This window comes from Nonomuraea sp. KM90, from assembly GCF_052246675.1.
Taxonomy (GTDB): Bacteria; Actinomycetota; Actinomycetes; order Streptosporangiales; family Streptosporangiaceae; genus Nonomuraea.
In genome coordinates, this window is the sequence record NZ_JBQQCB010000001.1 from 251,821 (window position 1) to 269,645 (window position 17,825).

Genomic DNA, 17,825 nt, shown 5'->3' on the forward strand with positions numbered 1-17,825 from the left:
CCTTCGATGAAGGAAGGTGTGTGAACTCGGGGGAATCTGAAGGGTCCGGCTCGGAAGGGTCCGGCAAGGAGGAACCACGATGGACCAACGATCGCCGATCTCCCGCCGTAATCTCCTGCTCGGAAGCGCCGCCGCGTTCGGCGTTCCGGCCGTCCTGACCGCGTGCGGCTCCGACTCCCCAGCGCCCGGGCAGCCGACCGGCGGCGGCCTGGGCACCGTCACGATCGGCTCGAACGCCTCCGACGAGATCCCGAAGAAGTCCCTGGACACCGTGGTGAAGGGCTTCACGCAGGCCACGACCCGGATCAACACGGTGGACCACAACACGTTCCAGGAGAACATCAACCGCTATCTCAGGGGCACGCCCGAGGACGTCTTCACCTGGTTCGCGGGCTACCGGATGCAGTTCTTCGCCGAGCAGGGGCTGGCCATCGACATCTCGGACGTGTGGCGGGAGATCGGCGCCGACTACACGCAGGCGTTCAAGGACCAGTCGACCGGCATCGACGGCAAGCAGTACTTCGTGCCGTTCACGTACTACCCGTGGGCGGTCTTCTACCGCAAGAGCGTCTGGCAGGAGAAGGGGTACGAGCCACCGGCCACGCTGGACGAGTTCACCGCGCTGGCCAGGCAGATGAAGACCGACGGGCTCATCCCGATCGCGTTCGCCGACAAGGATGGCTGGCCGGCGATGGGCACGTTCGACATCCTCAACATGCGGATGAACGGCTACGACTTCCACATCGCGCTCATGGGCGGCAAGGAGTCGTGGACGGATCCCCGGGTCAAGCAGGTCTTCGACACCTGGCGGGGGCTGATGGAGTTCCACCAGCCGGCCGCGCTGGGTCGTACGTGGCAGGAGGCCGGGCAGTCGCTGGCGCAGAAGAAGACCGGGATGTACCTGCTCGGGATGTTCGTCGCCCAGCAGTTCCCCGAGGCCGACCGCGACGACCTCGACTTCTTCACCTTCCCGGAGATCAACCCGACCTACGGCACCGACTCGATCGACGCCCCCATCGACGGGTACATGATCTCCGCCAAGGCCAAGAACGTGGAGGGCGCCAAGGCCCTGCTCAAGCACTTCGGCCAGGCCTCCTCGCAGAACATCGCCACCAGGCTGGACCCCGGCACGCTGGCCGCCAGCTCCAAGGCCGACACCTCCGGCTACAGCGCCCTGCAGAAGCGCGGCGCGGAGCTGGTGTCGAAGGCCACGCACATCGCCCAGTTCCTCGACCGTGACACGCGGCCGGACTTCGCCTCCACGGTGATGATCCCGTCGCTGCAGTCGTTCGTGAGCAAGCCCGACGAGATCGACTCGCTGCTGACGAGCATCGAGAAGCAGAAGGCCAACATCTTCCGCTGATGGCAGTCAAGACCCGCCGCTACTCCGCCCGGGACGTGACCGTCCTGGTCATCGGGCTGGGGATGGCCATCGCCGTCAACGTGAGCTTCATCTGGGGACCCACGCTGGCCTCCATCGGGCTGTCCGGCACCGACTGGGGCGGCATCGGGCCCATCGACTGGGTGGGCGGGCAGAACTACCACGACCTGTCGGCCGAGTACCCGCCGTTCTGGTCGGCGGTCCGCAACAACGTGTTGTGGCTGGCCTTCCTCGGGCTGGTCGCGACGCCGTTCGGGCTGTTCTGCGCGGTGCTGCTGGACCGGCGGCTGCGGCTGTCGCGGGTCTACCAGAGCGCCCTGTACATGCCGGTCGTGCTGTCGCTGGCGGTGGTCGGCTTCATCGCGCAGCTCGTCTGCTCCACCGACTACGGCGTGCTGAACGCGGTGACCGGGCTGAGCGTGGACTGGCTGGGCGACAGCTCGGTCAACATCTGGGTGGTCATGGTCGCGGCGGGCTGGCGGCACGTCGGCTACGTCATGATCATCTATCTGGCGGGGCTCAAGGCGGTCGATCCGGCACTGAAGGAGGCGGCGGCCATCGACGGGGCCAGCGAGCGGCAGGCGTTCTTCCGGGTGGTGTTCCCGACGCTGCGGCCGGTCAACGTGATCGTGCTGGTCATCACGGTGATCGAGGCGCTGCGGGCGTTCGACATCGTCTATGCCATCAACAAGGGCAGGAACGGGCTGGAGCTGCTGTCGGTGCTGGTCACCGAGAACATCGTGGGCGAGGCCAGCAGGATCGGGTTCGGCTCGGCGATCGCGGTGATCCTGCTGGTGATCTCGATGGGGTTCATCATCACGTACCTGTCGCAGCTGTTCAGGGAGGAGCGATGACCCTCACCGCCCCGGCCCCCGCTCCCCCGGCCCAGGAGCGGCGCGTCCCCTCGCGGCGCCCGGTCCGGCCGCTGCGCGTCCTGCTGCACGCCTTCCTCGTGCTGGTGGGGCTGGGCTGGCTGCTGCCGCTGGTGCTGGCGGTGTACGCGTCGCTGCGGCCGTACGACGAGACCGCCCGCCTGGGGTACTTCTCGCTGCCGGAGAACCTCACGCTCGACTACTACGGAAAGGCGTGGAGCCAGGCCGAAATACCTCACTACTATCTGAACACGTTGATCATCGTCGTTCCCGGCGTGCTGATCACGTTGGCGCTGGCCTCGTTCACGGCCTTCGCGATCGCGCGGCTGCGCATCCCCGGGCGCAAGACGCTGCTCATCGTGTTCACCGCGGGCAACCTGCTGCCGCCGCAGGTCCTCATCACGCCGCTCTACACGCTCTACACGCTCGTCCCGCTGCCCGCCTGGCTGTCGGACTCGCAGTCGCTCTACGACTCCTACCTGGGGCTGATCCTCATCCACGTGGCGTTCCAGTTCGGCTTCTGCGTGTTCGTGATGGCGAACTTCATGCGCACGATCCCCGTGGAGATCACCGAGGCGGCGCTCGTGGACGGGGCCGGGGTGTGGACGCGCTACTGGCGGCTGACGCTGCCGCTGTGCCGTCCGGTGCTGGCGGCGCTGGCCACGCTGCAGTTCACCTGGATGTACAACGACTTCCTGTGGGCCCTGGTGCTGATGTCGTCGGGCGACAAGCTGCCCGTCACCTCGGCGCTGAACAACCTGCGCGGCCAGTTCTTCACCGACTACAACCTGCTGGCCGCCGGCTCGGTGCTGGTGGCGCTGCCGACGCTGATCGTCTTCCAGATGTTGCACAAGCAGTTCGTCGCCGGGCTCACGCTGGGGTCCACGAAGGGTTAGAGCAGCGCACGGAATCGGGCGGCCACCTGGTCCCACGCCCATTCGCGGGCGACCCAGTCGCGGCCGCCCGCGCCCATCTTGCGCGCCTTGTCGGGGTCGGTCAGCAGCTCGACGATGGCCTGCGCCACCTCGTCCGCGTCCTCCCCGTTCACCACCAGCCCCGTCTCGTCGGCCCGCACCGCGTCGGGCGCGCCGCCGGACGCGCCCGCCACCACCGGCAGCCCCGTCGCGGACGCCTCCAGGAACACGATCCCGAGCCCCTCCACGTCCACCCCTCCGAACCGGGTACGGCACGGCATCGCGAACACGTCCGCCGCCGCGTAGTAGCCGGGCAGGTCGGCCGCCGGCACCGTGCCGGTGAACCTGATCGACTCCCGCCCTGCCGCCAGCCGCTCCAGCCGCCCCCGGTACGGGCCGCCGCCCACCAGCAGCAGCACCGCCTCCGGCACCGCGCGCAGCACCTGGGGCCAGGCCCTGATGAGCTGGTCCTGGCCCTTGCGCGGCACCAGGCGCGACACGCACGCGACGACCGGCCGGCCCGGCAGGCCCAGCTCTGCCTTGGGCGCGCCGGGGTGGAACTGCCCGACATCCACGCCGGGCGCGAGCCGTACGAGCTTGTCCGCGGGGATGGCGGCGGCCAGCCGCTGGCGCGTGTACTCCCCCAGGTACGTCACCACGTCGGCGTGCCGGCCGATCCTGCGCAGCACCGAGCGGAAGCCCGGCGCGCTCGCCCACGACGCCTCGTGGCCGTGGGTGAGCATCACCACCCTGCGCGCGCCCGCCCGGCGCAGGCGCGGCGCGAGCAGGCCGAGCGGCGCCGCCGCGCCGAACACCACGGTGTCCGCGCCGTGCTCGGCCACCAGCCCGGCCGCCGTCCGCGCGACGGCCGGGGTGGGCAGCATGAGCCGCGTCGGGTGCCGCACGATCCGGTACGGCTGGCGCCGGTCGAACTCCGCGCACCCCGGCCAGGCGGGGGCGTAGACGGCCACGCCGGGCGTGCGCAGCGCGAGCCCGTGCACGAACGACTGGATGCCGCCCGGTCGGGGCGGGAAGTCGTTCGTCACGAAGACCACTCTGGGCCCGGCCGCGGGGTCGGTCACGGTACGGGTACGCCGTTCAGCTCGGCCCATGAGCGGGCCATGGCGATGCGCTCGGGGCTGGAGGGATGGGAGGCATAGAGCACATATTCCACCGCATTAGGCGACAAGTCGGAAATATTGGTCACTGCCAGGCGTTTCTGCATGGCGATGAACGTGGCGGGATCCTTCGTCAGGTCGAGCGCGTGGACGTCGGCCCGGGCCTCGATGTGCCGGCTGACCACGTTCTGGAACGGGCCGACGAGCAGCGAGCCGACGGTCGCGAGCCCCACCAGCGCGCCGACCGCCCGCGGATCGGTGATCGAGGCGACACCGGCGCGCCGCCGGACCGGGGTGAAGACGAGGAACAGCGCGATCGCGCCCAGCCCGGCGCCCAGGCCGCCGATGAGCGTGCCGTGGAGCACGTCGTCGTACTTGGCGTGGCCCAGCTCGTGCGCCACGACCAGCTCGACCTCCGGCTGCGGGGCCCGGAGCAGCGTGTCGTAGACGACGATGCGGCGCGTGGCGCCGAAGCCGGACACGTACGCGTTGAGCGCCGTCGTCCTGCGCGAGGCGTCGGCCACCAGCACGTCCTCGACCGGCACGCCGTCCCGCTCGGCCATGTCGAGCAGCTTCGTCCGCAGCGCGCCCTGCGGCATGGAGGTGAAGTCGTTGAACATCGGCTCGAACACCACCGGGTACACGAACGACGCCACCACCGTCAGCGCGAACGCCCCCACCGCGGCGGGGATCCACCACCGCCGCACCTTGCGGGCCAGCGCCACCAGGGCCGTCAGCATCACGCAGAGCAGGAACACCTCCACGCCCAGGTTCTTCAGCCGGTCGCCCGCCCAGCCGGCCCAGTCCTGGGTGGACAGGCCGTAGTCGCGCATGATCGTCTCGAACCAGGCGCCCAGCGGCCACCTGACCAGCTCGACGATCGCGGTGATGACCACGACGCCGAGGATCACCCGCACCCACCAGGGGCCCTTGAGCCACCCCACCGCCCTGGCCCCGAGCGGGGTGGCGAGCAGGAGCCCGGCGAAGACGATCGTGAGCGCGAGCGACAGGTAGCTCGGCAGGCTCGTGGCCGCGTCGAACGCCTCCGCCCTGGCGATCTGGGCGGCGGTGAAGTCGCGGGCCGGATCGGGCGGCCCGCCGGTCAGCACGTGCCACGGAGTGGTGAAGGCGGTCACCGCCAGGATCACGACGCCGAGGAGCACCAGCGCGACGGCGGCCTGCCGCCTCAGCCCGCTCTCCCCGGCGGGCGGCCCTCCGTTCACGGGCGTCTCCCCACCGTCTCGTGTCCACGCTCGGGCTCCGGCTCGGGTCCGGGCCCCGGGCTCGCCCGGCACCGCCTCTCCGGCACCCTGGAGGACCGTCTCAGGAGCCGCCCCACGAGCCGCCCCACGAGCCGCCCCACGAGCCGCCCCACGAGCCGCCCCACTGGCCGCCCCACTGGCCGCCTCACCCGCCGCCTCACTGGCCGGTTCCCCGGCGGCCGCCCCGCCGCCGTGTCCGGCCGTCCCCGCCGCCGTGGCCGCACCCTCCGGCCGCCCGGCGCCCGGCCGCCCGGGGCCCGGCTTCCCGACGCCCACGGCGGCCATCGCGCCGTCCGGTGCGCCGTCCGGTGCGCCGTCCGGGGGCTCGTCCTGCCGTGCCGCGTCGTCCTCGTCCTGCCGTTCGCTCATCTGCCTCCCCTTCACACGAGCTGATCCCGCACGTATTCGCGCCACCGTGCCGTCAGCGTGGCGACGGAGAGCCCCAGTGAGGCGAGTGCCCGGTCGAGGCCGGCCGCCTGAGCTTCACGGTAGAGCCTCACCAGGGTCCCTTCACCGAACCGGTCAGCCAGGAAGCGACACGCCAGCCAGGCCTCCTGGTAAGCCCGCGCCAGCCGGTCGGGGTCCCGCCCGTCGGCCGCGAAAGCCGCAGGTCCCGGCAAAGCGTTCGGCAGGCGCCCGGCGCGGACCTCGGCGGCCAGCTCGGCGGCGGCCGTCGCCACGGGGAGCCCGGCGTCGCGGTAGCCGACGTAGTCGGCGAAGCCCTCGTAGAGCCAGACGGGGAGGTGGTCGGTGCCGGCGGCGACGTGGGTGAGCTCGTGGGCGAGCACGACGTCCCTGCCGGTGGGATTGAGGGTGGCGAAGAGCTCGGGTACGACGATCACCCGCCCGCGGTCGGCCACCGCGGCCAGGCCGTCCAGCCGATCCACGCCGGCCAGCCGGGCGGCCTCGCGGGCGGACTCAGGGACGACGACCAGGGGGCGTACCGGCCTGCCGAGCACGGCCGAGACCCGCAGCCCGGCCCGATCGGCGAGCCGCGCCATCTCGTCGAGCGAGCCCGCGCCCTGACCGACATAGCTGACATGGCCGACGACGACGGACCGACCACCGCGCCGGACGACCGTGCGGCCGCCGGGCCACAGGTCGAGGATCCCCGAGGGCAGGACCGGGGGTTCGGGGCCACCGGCCAGGGCGAGGAGCAGCAGGCCGGCCACCGCGGCTCGTCGGCTCACCTGCTCGGACACGATGCCCGATCGTAGCCCCACCACATGAGTGCTCCCGCGGACGCGCGAGAGCCCCGCCCGAATCCAGGAAGGTCTCCAGGAATCCGGACGGGGCTTCTTCACATGCCGGGACGGACCGCGCCGACGAATGACGACTTACGCCATCCGCCCAGCTTGTCGATGCGCACCCGTTCGCCTGTCCGTGGCGAGTGGATCATCTTGCCCTTGCCGACGTACATGCCCACGTGGCCGAGCCCGCTGAAGAACATCAGGTCACCCGGCTGGAGGTTCCGCCAGGAGATCCTGCTCTTGATGCGGGCGAACTGGCTGCTCGCCACGCGCGGGAGCGTCACCCCGGCCCTCTTCCAGGCGAACTGGACGAGTCCGGAGCAGTCAAACGAACCAGGTCCTGTGCCACCGTAACGGTACGGGTCACCGATCTGATCCTTGGCCACGGCGACGGCCTTGCGGGCCTTCGCTTTCTGCCGAGCGATCCTGGCCGCCCGTCGCTGGGCTGCCGTGGCCGACGTCGACGTCTTGGCGGTGGTCTCCGCCTTCGCCGTCTCAGCGGCCGATTCGCTCGTCGTCGCCGCCTGAGCCGTTGGGGCAGGGAGGATCAGACCTCCGGCCGTCACGGTCATCGTGAGCGCTACGCCGCTCAGGGCAAGGCGGGACAGGCGGGGGTTCTGCAGGGAGGTAGACAGGATTTCTCCTTGTGTCTTCCACGAACGCCTACCGGGTTAGCTGACGGATTCGGGCCTGGAAGTCGCCCTACGGCGCGATGACGCGCCGATTCACCCCTGATCCCTGGGGAAACGTGGGATCGCTGGGTCCCCGGCTCCGTGCCTCCTGGCTGCACGGACTCGGCAGGTCGTCACCCCGATTGATTGCGATATGCAGATATCTGGGGATATCGGGGACGACCGGCGGATTCTTTTCTGTCTCGCATCGGGAGGGACCGATGCGGGTTCGCGGTGTCATGGCTTGTTCACCGCGACGACGCCAGAAGCTACGCCGAAAGGTCAAGGATCGGCAAAGCGCGAGTCAGGTTGTAAAGATCAGACAGCAGGGCCAGTAAGGAAGGAAACCCCTGCTGGAACACCAGGTTCCGTTATCCAAATGTGACCCTGCTCACACTTCTGACAGCCCGCGCTTGTCAGGCGTCGTTTGTCGCGTTTGTCACATTTTTCGCAGGAATTGACGGCCGTTTCGCGCCGTGGGAACGCTCCCGCCCCGGATCGCACGCCGGCAGACGCCACCTACTATGTGGCATCGTAGAAGCGGATGTGAGGCCGAAATCCGGTCGGGCGGGAGCCGAAAATGTTACGGGCGGACCGCGCCGACCAGGGAGCGGCCGTACGCGGAGAGCGCGACGACCTTCACGACGTCGCCCGTCTGCGGCGCGTGGACGATCTGCCCGTTGCCCGCGTAAATGCTGACGTGGCCCAGGCCCTCGCTGAAGATGAGGTCGCCGGGCTGCAGGGAGTCGAGGTCCACCTTGCGGCTCGCGCCCCACGCCCACTGCTGCCACGTCGTACGCGGCAGCGTGACGCCGGCCGCCGCCCAGGCCGCCTGGGTCAGGCCCGAGCAGTCGTACCCGCGCGGCCCCGTCCCGCCGTAGATGTACGGCTTGCCCACCTGCGCGTACGCGAACCGCAGCACCGCCGCCGCGCTCCCCGAGGCCGGGCCCGTGTACTTGATGCCCGTGCTGTTCGGGTTGCCGGGGTTGTAGGCACCCAGCTTGTCCAGCAGCTTCTTCTGGTCGACGATCAGCTTGCGGATCTCCGAGCGCTCCTTCTCGACCGCGTCGCGCTCCTTGTCCGCCTCCTCGAGGGCCTCCTGCGCCTTGTCGCGCTCGACCTTCAGCCCGCGGTTCTCCCGGTCGAACGCCGCCAGCTTCTCCGCGCGCTCCTGCGCGAGCTGACCCGCGACGGCCAGCCCCGACAGCGTGCTCTGGGGGTCGTCCGAGGTCATGATCCCGGGCCAGGAGGTGACGTCCTCACCGAGCTGGTAGCTGTCGACGGCCATGCCGATCACCTGCGCGCGCAGGTCCGCGACCGTCTCCAGCTTGCGCTTGTAGCTGTCGTTCAGCTTGGTGAAGGTGCTCTTGGCCTTCTTGTAGCGCTCGTTCGCCGTGTTGAACCGGTCGACGACCTTGTCAGCCTTGTCGTTGAGCTTCTCGAGCTTGGCCTTGGCCTGGCCGAGAGTGGGTTTGGGATCAGCCATCGCCGCTCCCATCGGGCACATCACCAGCCCGAACGCGAGACCCGCGGCCACCGGCACCCGGCCAAACCTCACAGTGTCGCCTCCCAGGGATTACATCTGGGGCGAAATAGTACAGAAGTGGCGGGTGGGGTCTGCCCCAAACGCACCAATTCGTAATCTAGGCGCGGCCCAGTCTGCGCAGCAGCAGACCTGACGGAACCGGTCTGGCACCCATGCGCCTGACCGACTCGGCGACCTCGCGGTCCGACGACACCACGGCGATGGCCCGGCCGGGCGGCTCGGCGCGTACGAGCTGGCGGATGAGGTCGTCGGCGATCTCCCCCGGCGCGCTGAACAGCACCCGCACCCCGCGCGGCGCGACCACCTGCACGGGGGCGTTGAGCTCCGCCCCGTCGAACACCACGGTGACCTCGACCCTGGTCTGCGCCACCAGCCCGCCCAGCGCGGTCATGAGCCGGTTGCGCTGGTCGGCGAGGGTGAGGGTGCCGTAGCCGGTCTTGGTGACGTTGTAGCCGTCGATGATCAGGTGCACCTGCGGCAGCGCCAGGAGCTGGTCGAGGAGCTGCGGGTCGTCGTCGGCCAGCGCCCGCGCGGGCACCCCGCGCACGCCGGGACGCTCGCCGGTGACGGCCGCGACCGAGTCGGCGGGCCGGCTGATCGTGGTCGGCAGGGCCAGCTCGCGGCGCAACCCGGCCGAGGCGTCCTGCAGCGCGTCGAGCAGCACCCGGACGCGCGCGTCCTCGATGCTCCGGCCCTCGCGGGCGGCCCGGCGCGAGGCCTCCAGCTGCTTCTCCACGTCGGCCAGCCGCTCGCGCAGCCGCCGCAGCTCGGACTCCCCGGCGCTGCCGGCGGCCGAGGCGGCCGTCTTGGCCTCCTCCGCCGCGTGCTCCATCTCCTCGGCCCGCCGCACCGCGGCCTTGGCCCGCTCGCGGGCTTCGTGCAGCTTGCGGCGCAGGTCGGAGTTCTCCGCGCGGGCCGCCTTGATCTGCTCGCGCAGCCGGTCGGCCTCCTCCTTGGCGGCGCTCTTCTGCGCGGCGAGCTGCTCGCGCAGCCGGGTGACCGCCTCCTCGCGCTCCGAGCCCTCGGCCGCCACCGCCGACTGCTCCAGGTCGGTGCGGGCGGCTTCGATCATCTCCGCCCAGCCCGGCGGCCGGGTGAGGTAGGCCGCCGCGGCCACGAGCACCGGGTCGGCGGCGGGCGGCACGTTGCCCTCGGCCAGCGAGGTGACGAGCTCCGGCCAGCCCGCCGCCACCGACTCGGCGACCAGCTCGCGGAACTTCTTGTCGTTCTCCAGCTGCGCCGCGATCGGCGCGCTGCCCAGCTTGGCGCGCTTGCGGGGGTCGAACTTGGCGATGCCGCGCAAGGGCGGCGGTATGGAGGTGGAGGGCATCGTCCCGAGGACTTGAGAGGCCAGATCGACCACATTGAGCCGCACCTGCTCGGGAAGCGGGCGAGACAGGCCTTCACCCGCTGAACTCATCCCACTTGTCCCTTCGTGACATGCCCTTTCAGACAAGGGTACGGCTGTTGCGTACCTGACCGTAACGGCCACTCCTGTATGGACAAGCGCTTGCTAGGCGGTATACGACTGTCGAAGGGCAGATGTCCAGGCGGGAGACCCACGGTGACCGAGCAGATGCGCACCTCCACACGTGACCTGGAAGAACTGCGTCGACGCGCCACCGCCTGGCTGCGCGGCCGGGTCGGCGGAGACGCCACGGTGTCCGAGATGTCCAGGCCCTCGGGCAACGGCCTGTCGAGCGAGACCCTGTTCTTCACCGCTACGTGGAGTGGGAGCTCCTCGCGCTGCGTGGCCAGGCTCGCACCTGCGCCGGAGGCCGTTCCGGTCTTCCCTTCCTACGATCTGCGGGCCCAGTTCGAGATGATGCGGCTGGCCAGGGAAAAAGCTGGGATCCCAGCGCCCCTGGCCCTCTGGTTCGAGCCGGACCCCGAGCCGCTGGGCACCCCGTTCTTCGTCATGGAGCAGGCGGAGGGCGAGGTGCCGCCGGACGTGATGCCGTACACGTTCGGGGGCTGGCTGCACGACGCCTCCCCCGAGGACCAGCGCGCGCTGCAGGACGCGAGCGTGGGGATCCTGGCGGCGCTGCACGAAAGCGCGTTCACGCCGCGGGAGCTGGCCCCGTTCGGGCCCGCCGGGCTGCGCGCGCACGTCGACGCGCAGCGCGCCTACTACGAATGGGCGCACGGCGCGCACCGCATCCCGGTGCTGGAGCGCGCGTTCGGCTGGCTGGAGGAGCACTGGCCGGAGGATCCCGGGCCCGACGTGCTCACCTGGGGTGACTCCCGGATCGGCAACATCATGTACCAGAAGTTCCGCCCGGTCGCGGTGCTCGACTGGGAGATGGCCGCCGTGGGGCCGCGCGAGCTGGACCTGTCCTGGATGATCTTCCTGCACCGGTTCTTCCAGGACCTCACGGTCGGTGCGGGCCTGCCCGGCATGCCCGGCTTCATGCGCCGCGAGGACGTCTGCCGCACCTACCGGAAGCTGACCGGCTACGAGCCGCGCGACCTGGACTTCTACGAGATGTACGCCGCCCTCCGCCACGGCGTCATCATGGCCAGGGTCTGGCAGCGCCGGATCCATTTCGGCGAGCAGCCCATGCCGGACGACCCCGACGACCTGGTGCTGCACCGGGCCACCATCGAGCAGTTGCTGGACGGCTACGAGCCCGCGTCGTAGACGAGCAGCGCCACCTGGACGCGGTTGTTGAGGTGGAGCTTGGTGAGGATGCGCGAGACGTGCGCCTTGACCGTGGGCACGCTCATGTAGAGCTCGCGCCCGATCTCGGCGTTCGACTTGCCCTGCCCCACGGCGGTGGCCACCTCCCGCTCGCGCTCGCTGAGCCGCCCGAGCAGCTTCCTGGCCCGTTCGGTACGCTCCCCCGCCCCGCCGTCGGACACGTGCGTGATGAGCTGCCGCGTCACCGCCGGCGACAGGATCGGCTCCCCGGCGGCCACCTTCCTGATCGCCTGCACCAGGTCACCCGGCGCGATGTCCTTCAGCAGGAACCCGGCCGCCCCCGCCCGCAGCGCCCGCAGCACCTGGGCATCGGCGTGGAACGTGGTCAGCACCACCACCTCGGGCGGCGCGGCCGTGCGGCGCAGCGTCTCGGTGGCGGTGAGCCCGTCGATGCCGGGCATGCGGATGTCCATCAACACCACGTCGGGCCGGTGCCGGGTCACCAGGGGCGGCACCTCGGCCCCGTCGCCGGCCTCCGCGACGATCTCGATGTCGCCCGTGCCGCCGAGGATCATCGACAGCCCGGCCCGCACCATCGCGTCGTCGTCCACGATCAGCACCCTGATCGGGCCGCCCTCGGCCGTGGGAATGGTCACTGGTCTTCCTCCCGGGTGGTCTCCACCGGCCACGGCAGCCACGCGCGCACCACGAACTCGCCCTCCGGTGTCGCGCCGTGCTCCAGCCGGCCGCCCGCCAGCTCCGCCCGCTCCGTCAGACCGATGAGCCCGGCGCCGGCCCCCGGGATGCGCGCGCCGTGGCGCACCCACAGGGGGTTGCGCACCTCCACCGACAGCCCCCCGCCGCGCGTTCCCTCGACGGTGACGGTCACCGGCACCCCGCCCGCGTGCTTGCGCGCGTTGGTGAGCGCCTCCTGGACGATGCGGTAGAGGTTGCGGCCCGGCCCCTCCGGCGCCTCACCGGCCCGCAGGTCGAGCCGTACGTCCATGCCCGCCTGCCGGCACTCCTCGACCAGCGCCGGCAGGTTCGCCAGCGTGGGCTGCGGCCGGTCGGGCACCATGCCGCCCCCGTCGTCGTCCCCGTCGGAGGTCGAGTGGCGCAGCACGCCGATCACCTCGCGCAGGTCCTGCAGCGCCAGGTGGGCGTTGGTCCTGATGGCGCCGGCCGCCCTGGCGATCTCCGCGGGCGGCGCGTCCGGCCGGAACTCCAGCGCCCCCGCGTGCAGGCTGAGCATCGAGATGCGGTGCGCCAGCACGTCGTGCATCTCCCTGGCGATGCGCTCGCGTTCGAGCCGCTTGGCCTCCTCCGCGGCGGTGTCGGCGCGCTCGCGCAGCGACCAGACGAGCTGCCGCCTGGCCCTGATCACGATGCCCCACGCGAACACGGTCAGCACGATCGCCACGCCCAGCGCGGCCGCCCAGCCCCTGTCCAGGTCGCTCTGGGGCCGCAGGATCACGTAGGGGGCCAGCGTGATGAGGCTGAGCAGCGTGATCGGCCCGGAGACCTTGAACGGCCGGTGCACCGCCACCGTGAACAGCGCCACCACCGAGGCCCCGCCGACCAGCTCCAGGTAGGAGGACAGGACGGTCAGCACCACCGCGAGCCCGACCGGCCACCTGCGCCGCAGCCACACCGACGCGCACGCCAGCGCCCCCGTCACCTGCTCGACGGTGAGCAGCGGCTCGGGCTGTTGCTGCGTCTCGAGCTCGATCAGGGACAGGAACGTCAGGCCGCAGGCCATCAGGAACATGACGGTGTCGACGATCCAGTCGCGCGTCGAGCGCCGCACGCGCCGGCCCTCGCGGGCGTCACCGAGCAGCACGGACGGCAGCGCCCACCGGTATTCGTGGGCGGGACCGTCTCCCCGCAGTTCCGTCACGTTCATCGAGGTTAGGCCCTGCCGGCGGTACGGCGACAGCGACCAAAGTCGGTGTCGGCCGAGACCTACGGCCGACGCGGGCGGCCCGCGCGAGCGGCGAGGCTGATGGCATGCAAGCGGTGTTTACGGTGTTCGGCTGGCTGCTGGTCCTCCAGGGTGTGGGCGGCCTGGTGAACACCCTGTTCGGATGGTGGCGGTGGGCGCACGACCTGCTCGTGGTCAACCTCCTGCCGTTCTTGAAGGGATATGAGGTGTTCGCGGCCATCGTGATCGGCGTGCTCGGCTTCGTGCTGCTCGCCGTCGCCGAGTCGGTGAAGAGCACGGAGGGCGGGGAATGAGCGGGACCACGTTGCGCCCGCCGCGCAACCAGGCCGATCCGCGGGCGGTCCCGTGGTGGACGGTGCAGTGGCTGATCCTCATGGTGCCGGTGGCGGGGGCGGCGGTGGCGGCGTACTGGATCTTCACGGACCGGGCCGTCTGGCTGGGCGCCGTCGTGGCGGTGTTCGCGGCCGGGTGCCTGGTGCTGGCCGTGGTGGCGCCGCGGGCCTCGTACCGGGTGGAGCGCTGGGAGGTCACCGACCAGGCGGTCTACACGCGCAAGGGGTGGCTGACGCACACCTGGCGGGTGGCGCCGATGTCGCGGATCCAGCGGGTCGACACCGCGCGGGGGCCGGTGCAGCGGCTGTTCGGGCTGGCAGACGTCACGGTGACCACCGCCTCCTCGGCCGGGGCGATCAAGATCGAGGCCCTGGACCACGAGGTGGCGGCCGAGCTGGCCGAGCGCCTGACCGCGATCACCCAGGCCACGCCGGGGGACGCGACGTGAAGGCGGAGCGGGACGCACTGGAAGGCACGGTGACAGAGCACAGGACAGGGGCCGGAGCAGGAGCAGGGGCAGGAGCAGGGACAGGGGCTGAGGCAGGGGCCGGGACGGCGGGCGGGAGGCCGGCTGGGGGTGGGGCGGTGGCCGGGACGGCGGGCGGAGGTGCGGCCGTGACCGCAAGCGATGGGTGGCGGCGGCTGTCGGGGCGGAGCCTGTGGGCCTCGGCGGTCAAGTCGCTGGCGCTCGTGGCGGGCGCGACGGCCGGGCTGGTGCGCTTCCTGACCGGCCGCGACTGGCCGGTCGGCGGCGTGGTGGCGGTCTGCGCGGGTGCGGCGGTGCTGATCGTCGCCGCCGTGGTGGCGTACGACGTGCTCCGGCTGCGCGCCACCCGCTGGCGGCTCACCCCCGATCGCCTCGAACTGCGCTCGGGCATCACCACCCGCCAGCACCGCTCGATCCCGCGCGACCGGGTGCGCAGCGTCGATCTGCGCGCCGATCCGGTGAACCGGGTGTTCGGCCTGACCGTGGTCAAGGTCGGCACGGGAGAGCACGCCGCCGACGGGTCCGAGCTCGCGCTGGACCCGCTGGACCGGCACGAGGCCGAGGCCCTGCGGCGGACCCTGCTGCGCCAGGAGACCGCCGAGGAGACCGGGGACGGGCCGCCGCTGGCGGAGCTGCGCTGGTCGTGGATCAGGTACGCGCCGCTGTCGGTGTGGACGTTCACGGGCGCGGCGGTGCTGCTCGGCGCGCTGTTCAAGGCGCTCGGCTCGTTCGGGGTCAAGAGCTTCGCCACCCGGCTGGCGACCGGCCTGTGGGAGTGGGTGGTGGCGCAGCCGCTGCTGGCGGTCCCGCTGCTGCTGGCGGCGAACCTGGCCGTCGGCGTCCTGGGCTCGGTCCTGCTGTTCGCCGAGGCGTGGGGCCGCTACCGCCTCGACCGCGAGCCCGGCCGGCTCCGGCTGCGCCGCGGCCTGCTGACGACCCGGTCCCTGACGCTGGAGGAGCGCCGGCTGCGCGGCGTGGAGCTCGGCGAACCCCTGCTGCTGCGGCTCGGCGGCGCGGCCCGGGTCAGGACCATCGCCACCGGGCTGGGCAGGAAGCCCGACGACGAGACCGAGGACGCGGCCGCGCTCACCCCGCCGGTCCCCCGCGCCCTGGCCCTCCGGATCGCCGCCCGGGTCTCCGGCGCCGGGTTGCCCCCGCTGGTGCCGCACCCGCCGGCGGCCCGGCGCAGGCGGGTCGTCAAGGCCGTCGTGGCGGCGGCGGTGGCCGTCGCGGCGGCCGTCGCGGCGGCCGCGTGGCCGTGGCCCGGGGTGTGGGTGGGGAACTGGGTGTGGGTGGTGCCAGTGGTCGTGGCGGGGTACGGGCTGTGGCTCGCGGTGGCGAGCGCCGCGAGCCTCGGTCACGCGCTGGGGGCCCGCCACCTCGTCACCCGCAGGGGCGCCGTGGTCCGGCGGACGATCGCGCTCGACCGCCGGGGCATCGCGGGCTGGACGGTCACCGAATCGTTCTTCCAGCGGCGCTCCGGCCTGCTGACCGTCACCGCGACCACGGGCGCCGGAAGGGGTCACTACGAGGTGGTCGACGTGGGCCGCGGCGAGGGCCTGGAGCTGGCCGCGCGGGCCGTCCCCGGCCTGCTCGAACCGTTCCTGGCCCGGGAGAGGCAGCTCCGGGAAAAGCAATGAGCCGCGTGATCCCCCATGCGTTTGCCCATGCCCCTGTACTGGACAAACCTGATCGCGCGGCTCAGATTGCTTGCCTACTTAAAGGTATTTGTCCGACTTGCAGCCGGGTTGCAACCCCATTAACCGCCGTCAGTGCTCGCCAGTCAGGTACGCCCTAGCTCCCGGCGGGCTGCTTCGCCAGCGCCTCCAGGTACGCCCTGGACAGGGTGAGCGCGCCCGCCATCGCTTCCTTCTCGGACATGAGCTCGACCTTGGGCGAGTTGGTCTGCTCGTCCGCCGGCCGCTGGTGGCCGGAGTAGTCGACCTGGACGACCACCGAGCCCTTGCGCATGAGCACCGTGCCGCTGGAGGCCGAGACCGCGCCCTGCCTGGTCTGCACGAACTGCCGGTAGGCCTGGTCGCCCAGCCCCTTGACGTCGGCCAGCTTGCCCCAGGTGATGCCGCCCATGGAGGAGTCGGCGGTGAACTTGTCGCCGCCCTGTTCGCTCACGTAGTAGGCCTTGGCCGCGGGCTCGTCCACCGCGCCCGCCCGGTTGGTGAACCGGTGCACGGTGATCATCGCGCTGCGGATCTTCGTGACGCCCTCGCCGCCGGAGAGGTCCAGGTTGAGCCAGCGGCACTCGGTCTGCCGGTCGCTGCCGGCCTCGGTGCCGCGCGCCCGGGTGGTGGGCTCGGGCACCAGCCGCGTGGCCGTCGCGGTGACGGCCGCGCAGTCGGCGGGGAAGGAGGCCAGCACGGTGGGCGAGGGCGTCGGGCGGGCGCTCGGCGAGAGTGTCGGCGACGGCGACGGCGACTTCTCGGCCTTGGCCAGCACGTTCGGGTGCTGCGCCTGCCAGGCGGCCACGCCCTTGGCGAAGTGCGCGACCAGGCCGCTGACCTCGCGGATGGCGTTGGCCTCGGTGACCGCCTGCGTGGTCTCGTTGCTCAGGATCTGGGCGTCCTTGCGCTGCTGGCCCGCCTGGTATTTGACCTCGATCGTCATGTCGCCGACGCGGGCGTGGGCGGTGCCGTAGGCGTACCAGAGCAGCTTGCCGTCGCGGCGCCAGGTGTATTGGGCGAACGCGCCGTCGCCGACGCCCGGGATGTCCTTGATCGGGGAGATGTACTGCTTCTCGTCGGGGTCGAGGGATGGCTTGGCGGTCTCGCCGTATTTGCCGCCGCGGTATTCGACCTCGTACGAGTTCTGCGCCATCGCCCGCCCGGTCTTGGCCCCTTCGCCCTTGTGCTGCTCGACCCTGACGTCGATCTCCCGGCTGCGCCAGAACTCGCCGAACGAGATGCGCTGGTTCATCCAGTTGCAGGTGAAGTTGACCGTGTAGTCGCTGTCCCTGGACGACCTGGCCACGGTCGCGTCCGGCACCAGCCGGTCGGCCTCGTCCTTGGGCAGCATGGCGCACACGTCGGGGGCCGTCGCGGCGGCCTGGGGCTGCCGGGACGGCGACGTCTGGACCTGCGGGGGCGAGGTGACGCCGGAGATCTTGCCGTACAGGAAGTAGGCCCCCACGCCGCCCGCCGCGACCAGCACGACGAGGGCGGCGGCCAGCGTGGGCAGCACCCAGGCGGGCCGCCCCGGCCTCGGGGGCGGCGGCATGGGAGGGCCGGGGGGCGGGCCCATCGGAGGCCCCATGAAAGGCCCGGTGGACGGCATGCCCGGCGGCTGGAACTGCCTGCCTGGCACCTGATGAGGGGTGGTGGGCGGCTCGTACTGGCTTCCGGGGTTCACTGGCGGGACTCCTGGGGTTGCCCTGACATGCGGGGAGACATGCTA

At 71.5% G+C, this 17,825-nt stretch carries 16 protein-coding genes and 1 riboswitch; of the genes, 7 read left to right on the forward strand and 9 right to left on the reverse strand.

The features are described from left to right. The first annotated feature begins 79 nt into the window (after window positions 1-79). Genes ACTWPW_RS01510 through ACTWPW_RS01520 form a run of 3 tightly spaced genes read left to right on the forward strand, consistent with a single transcriptional unit; the run spans window position 80 to window position 3,149 of the window. Window positions 80-1,363, forward strand: a complete 1,284-nt coding sequence (locus tag ACTWPW_RS01510; RefSeq protein ID WP_443167733.1) for an ABC transporter substrate-binding protein — start codon at window positions 80-82, stop codon at window positions 1,361-1,363. After that, the gene (locus ACTWPW_RS01515) at window positions 1,363-2,235 is read left to right on the forward strand and encodes a carbohydrate ABC transporter permease (RefSeq protein ID WP_443167734.1); all 873 of its coding nucleotides are present in this window, start codon (window positions 1,363-1,365) and stop codon (window positions 2,233-2,235) included. Before ACTWPW_RS01510 ends, ACTWPW_RS01515 begins: the two co-directional genes overlap by 1 nt. Then, window positions 2,232-3,149: a carbohydrate ABC transporter permease gene (locus ACTWPW_RS01520; RefSeq protein WP_443167735.1), complete on the forward strand. Its 918-nt coding sequence runs from the start codon at window positions 2,232-2,234 to the stop codon at window positions 3,147-3,149. The genes ACTWPW_RS01515 and ACTWPW_RS01520 overlap by 4 nt, the downstream gene beginning before the upstream one ends. Here the strand turns inward: ACTWPW_RS01520 and ACTWPW_RS01525 are convergent. The 6 genes from ACTWPW_RS01525 to ACTWPW_RS01550 all read right to left on the reverse strand — a co-directional run bounded on the left by ACTWPW_RS01525 (window position 3,146) and on the right by ACTWPW_RS01550 (window position 10,434). Next, window positions 3,146-4,279: a glycosyltransferase family 4 protein gene (locus ACTWPW_RS01525; protein WP_375109147.1), complete on the reverse strand. Its 1,134-nt coding sequence runs from the start codon at window positions 4,277-4,279 to the stop codon at window positions 3,146-3,148. The genes ACTWPW_RS01520 and ACTWPW_RS01525 overlap by 4 nt on opposite strands. Next, entirely contained in the window at window positions 4,246-5,916 is a 1,671-nt protein-coding gene (locus ACTWPW_RS01530) for a M48 family metallopeptidase (protein WP_443167736.1), read from the reverse strand. Before ACTWPW_RS01530 ends, ACTWPW_RS01525 begins: the two co-directional genes overlap by 34 nt. Window positions 5,917-5,927: 11 nt before the next feature. Continuing rightward, complete coding sequence (locus ACTWPW_RS01535; protein WP_443167737.1) at window positions 5,928-6,749, reverse strand: hypothetical protein; 822 nt, start codon at window positions 6,747-6,749, stop codon at window positions 5,928-5,930. A gap of 98 nt (window positions 6,750-6,847) precedes the next feature. Beyond that, window positions 6,848-7,369: a C40 family peptidase gene (locus ACTWPW_RS01540; RefSeq protein ID WP_375109144.1), complete on the reverse strand. Its 522-nt coding sequence runs from the start codon at window positions 7,367-7,369 to the stop codon at window positions 6,848-6,850. Window positions 7,370-7,442: 73 nt separating this feature from the next. Then, a riboswitch (cyclic di-AMP (ydaO/yuaA leader) is annotated at window positions 7,443-7,607 on the reverse strand. Window positions 7,608-8,051: 444 nt separating this feature from the next. After that, window positions 8,052-8,954, reverse strand: a complete 903-nt coding sequence (locus tag ACTWPW_RS01545; protein ID WP_375109143.1) for a C40 family peptidase — start codon at window positions 8,952-8,954, stop codon at window positions 8,052-8,054. 157 nt (window positions 8,955-9,111) lie between these two features. Beyond that, window positions 9,112-10,434, reverse strand: coding sequence for an NYN domain-containing protein (locus tag ACTWPW_RS01550; RefSeq protein ID WP_364113431.1), 1,323 nt, complete (start codon window positions 10,432-10,434; stop codon window positions 9,112-9,114). A 144-nt stretch (window positions 10,435-10,578) separates the two neighbouring features. Between ACTWPW_RS01550 and ACTWPW_RS01555 the strand changes: the two genes are divergently transcribed. Beyond that, window positions 10,579-11,655: a phosphotransferase family protein gene (locus tag ACTWPW_RS01555; RefSeq protein ID WP_443167738.1), complete on the forward strand. Its 1,077-nt coding sequence runs from the start codon at window positions 10,579-10,581 to the stop codon at window positions 11,653-11,655. Here ACTWPW_RS01555 and ACTWPW_RS01560 read toward each other — a convergent pair. Together ACTWPW_RS01560 and ACTWPW_RS01565 are read right to left on the reverse strand one after the other, a co-directional pair. Next, window positions 11,637-12,311 carry a response regulator gene (locus ACTWPW_RS01560; protein WP_443167739.1) on the reverse strand — a complete coding sequence of 225 codons (675 nt, stop codon included), beginning with the start codon at window positions 12,309-12,311 and terminating at the stop codon, window positions 11,637-11,639. The two genes, ACTWPW_RS01555 and ACTWPW_RS01560, sit on opposite strands and share 19 nt — an antisense overlap. Then, window positions 12,308-13,552 (reverse strand): sensor histidine kinase, encoded by a 1,245-nt coding sequence (locus ACTWPW_RS01565; RefSeq protein WP_443167740.1) that lies wholly within the window; start codon window positions 13,550-13,552, stop codon window positions 12,308-12,310. The genes ACTWPW_RS01560 and ACTWPW_RS01565 overlap by 4 nt, the downstream gene beginning before the upstream one ends. A 110-nt stretch (window positions 13,553-13,662) precedes the next feature. Between ACTWPW_RS01565 and ACTWPW_RS01570 the strand changes: the two genes are divergently transcribed. The 3 genes from ACTWPW_RS01570 to ACTWPW_RS01580 all read left to right on the forward strand — a co-directional run bounded on the left by ACTWPW_RS01570 (window position 13,663) and on the right by ACTWPW_RS01580 (window position 16,057). Then, a complete protein-coding gene (locus ACTWPW_RS01570; RefSeq protein ID WP_443167741.1) occupies window positions 13,663-13,890 on the forward strand; it encodes a hypothetical protein in 228 nt (75 codons plus the stop codon). Then, window positions 13,887-14,378 (forward strand): PH domain-containing protein, encoded by a 492-nt coding sequence (locus tag ACTWPW_RS01575; RefSeq protein WP_375109137.1) that lies wholly within the window; start codon window positions 13,887-13,889, stop codon window positions 14,376-14,378. Before ACTWPW_RS01570 ends, ACTWPW_RS01575 begins: the two co-directional genes overlap by 4 nt. Before the next feature lie 167 nt (window positions 14,379-14,545). Further along, a complete protein-coding gene (locus ACTWPW_RS01580; RefSeq protein ID WP_443167742.1) occupies window positions 14,546-16,057 on the forward strand; it encodes a PH domain-containing protein in 1,512 nt (503 codons plus the stop codon). Window positions 16,058-16,211: 154 nt separating this feature from the next. Here ACTWPW_RS01580 and ACTWPW_RS01585 read toward each other — a convergent pair whose 3' ends face one another. Further along, complete coding sequence (locus ACTWPW_RS01585; RefSeq protein ID WP_443167743.1) at window positions 16,212-17,672, reverse strand: hypothetical protein; 1,461 nt, start codon at window positions 17,670-17,672, stop codon at window positions 16,212-16,214. Window positions 17,673-17,825 lie beyond the last annotated feature (153 nt).